Genomic DNA, 2897 nt, shown 5'->3' on the forward strand with positions numbered 1-2897 from the left:
GGCCCATGCGGAGTCCGCTCGACCTCGAGGCGATCCGACGCGCGCGCGGCGTCGACCTGGGCGTGTGGCCGCCCCGCTACGACCCCGGGTACCGGCCGGACCCCGACGCGGAGCACTGGCTGCCCGAGCTCGAGTGCGCGGAGCCGGCGGCGCGGGACGCGGTCATTCTGGAAAAGCTCCAGCATCAGGTCCGGTACGCGTGGGAGCGGAGCCCGTTCTACCGCCGCCGGTGGGAGGCGGCCGGCGCCTCGCCGGCCACGCTCCGGAACCTGGACGATCTCGTCCGGTTCCCGGTCGTCCAGAAGGCCGACCTGCGCGAAGCCCAGGCGAGCCACCCGCCCTTCGGGGACTACCTCTGCATCGAGCCCCGCGAGGTGGCCCGGATCCACGGCACCAGCGGCACGACCGGCCGCCCTACCGTGTTCGGCTTCGGGTCCGAGGACTGGCGGCGCATCGGCGAGGCCCACGCCCGGGTCCTGTGGGGCGCCGGTCTCCGGCCGGGCGACCGGGTCCTCATCTGCTCCTTCTTCAGCCTCTACGTCGGCTCCTGGGGGGCCCTCGTCGGCGGCGAGCGGCTCGGGGCCACCATGTTCCCCTTCGGCGCCGGGGTGGCGGGCCAGACGCTCATGGCGGTCGCCTGGGCCCGCGACCTCCAGCCCACCGCCTTCTACGGCACCCCGTCGTACGCGCTCCACTTCGCCGAGACGGCTCGCCGGGAGGGGCTCGACCCGCGGGGCTTCGGCATCCGCAGGCTCTTCTTCTCGGGCGAGCCGGGGGCGGGGATCCCGGCCACCAAACGGCTCATCGAGGAGACGTTCGGCGGGATCTGCGTGGACATGGGCAGCACGGCCGAGATGACGCCCTGGATGTCGAACGCGGAGTGCCGGCATCGGACGGGGATGCATCTCTGGCAGGACCTGGTCTACACCGAGGTGTGCGACCCGGAGAGCTACCGGCCGGTCCCCTTCGGTCAGGAAGGGACGCCCGTCTATACGCACCTCGAGCGCACCTCCCAGCCGATGATCCGGTTCGTCTCCGGTGACCGCACCCGGTGGGTCGAGAGCCCGTGCCCCTGCGGCCGGACCTACCCGCGGCTTCCGGCCGGGATCTACGGGCGCTTCGACGACATGCTCATCGTCCGCGGCGAGAACATCTACCCGAGTGCGATCGAGGACACGCTGCGGGCGATCGAGGGCTTCGGCGGCGAGTTCCGCGTGATCGTGTCGCGCCGGGAGGCGATGGACGAGCTGCTGATCCGCGCCGAGTACGCGCCGAGCCACGGCGAGCCGGCGCGCGTCGAGGCCCTGCGGGGGACGATGCGCGAGCGGCTCCGCGCCCGGCTCGGCGTACGCCCCGTGATCGAGCTGGTGCCGCAGGGGACGCTGCCCCGCACCGAGTTCAAGGCCCGGCGGGTGATCGACGATCGGGAGGTCTATCGCACCCTGAAGGAGACCGGCGATGTTCGACCCTGAGGCGATCGAGCGGATCACGGCGACGCGCAAGGACTGGGAAGCGACCGAGCTGCGGGCCTTCCGCGACCGCCAGCCCGAAGCGCGGGACAGGTACACGACGGGCTCGGGCCTCCCCGTGCACCGCGTCTACACGCCCGAGGACATCGCCGGCACACCCTTCGACGAGATCGGGCTGCCGGGCCGTTACCCGTTCACCCGCGGGCCGTACCCGACGATGTATCGCGGCCGGCCGTGGACGATGCGGCAGATCGCGGGGTACGGCACCGGCGCCGACACCAACCGGCGCTTCCGTTACCTGATCGAGCAGGGCCAGACGGGGCTCTCGGTGGACTTCGACATGCCGACCCTGATGGGGTACGACTCGGACGACCCCCGGTCGCTCGGCGAGGTCGGCCGGGAAGGCGTCGCGGTCGACACCATCGAGGACCTGGACGCGCTCTTCGAGGGGATCGACCTCGAGCAGATCTCGGTGTCGATGACGATCAACCCGACCGCCTGGATCCTGCTGGCCATGTACGTGGCGGTGGCCCAGGCCCGCGGCCTCGACCTCGACCGCCTGTCGGGCACGGTCCAGGCCGACATCCTCAAGGAGTACATCGCCCAGAAGGAATGGATCTTCCCGATCCGGCCTTCCTTGCGGCTCGTCCGCGATCTGATCGTCTTCTGCGCCGAGCGCATGGCGCGCTACAACCCCATCAACATCAGCGGCTACCACATCTCGGAGGCGGGGGCGACGGCGGTGCAGGAGGTCGCCTTCACGATGGCGAACGCCATCGCCTACGTGGAGGAGGTGGCGCGGGCGGGGGTGCCGGTCGATGCCTTCGCGCCGCGGCTCGCGTTCTACTTCGTGGCCCAGGCCGACTTGTTCGAGGAGGTCGCCAAGTTCCGGGCGGCCCGGCGGGTCTGGGCCAAGATCATGCGGGAGCGGTTCGCCGCGACGAGGCCGGAGTCGATGCGGCTGCGCTTTCACTGCCAGACGGCGGCCGCCACCCTGACCAGGGCCCAGCCCCACAACAACATCGTCCGTACCGCGCTCCAGGCGCTGGCCGCGGTCCTGGGCGGCGCCCAGTCGCTCCACACCAACGGCCTCGACGAGGCCTACGCGATCCCCTCGGAGCAGGCGATGAAGATCGCGCTCCGGACCCAGCAGATCCTGGCCGAGGAGACGCGGGTGACCAGCGTCGTCGACCCCCTCGGCGGCTCCTACTACGTGGAGGCGCTCACCAACCGGCTGGAGGCCGAGGTCTTCGCGATCCTCGCCAAGGTGGATGCCATGGGCGGGACCATCCGGGCCATCGAGGAGGGATACTTCCAGCGCGAGATCGCGGAGGCGGCCTACGAGTTCGCCCGCCGCAAGGCGTCCGGGGAGCAGCCGGTGATCGGCGTGAACCGGTACGTCGAGCCGCCCGAGCCGACCCCGCTCGA

Annotated in this window: 2 protein-coding genes; both read left to right on the forward strand. The window is 71.4% G+C overall.

What is annotated here, in order from left to right; translation table 11 throughout:
- The first annotated feature begins 5 nt into the window (after positions 1-5).
- Complete coding sequence (locus VGW35_08140; GenBank protein ID HEV8307625.1) at positions 6-1472, forward strand: phenylacetate--CoA ligase family protein; 1467 nt, start codon at positions 6-8, stop codon at positions 1470-1472.
- Positions 1459-2897: methylmalonyl-CoA mutase family protein (locus VGW35_08145; protein ID HEV8307626.1), on the forward strand; the 1439-nt coding region annotated here is incomplete at its 3' end. The genes VGW35_08140 and VGW35_08145, both read left to right, overlap by 14 nt.

The organism is Candidatus Methylomirabilota bacterium, from assembly GCA_036005065.1.
In the GTDB taxonomy this organism is placed as follows: domain Bacteria; phylum Methylomirabilota; class Methylomirabilia; order Rokubacteriales; family DASRDR01; genus DASYQW01.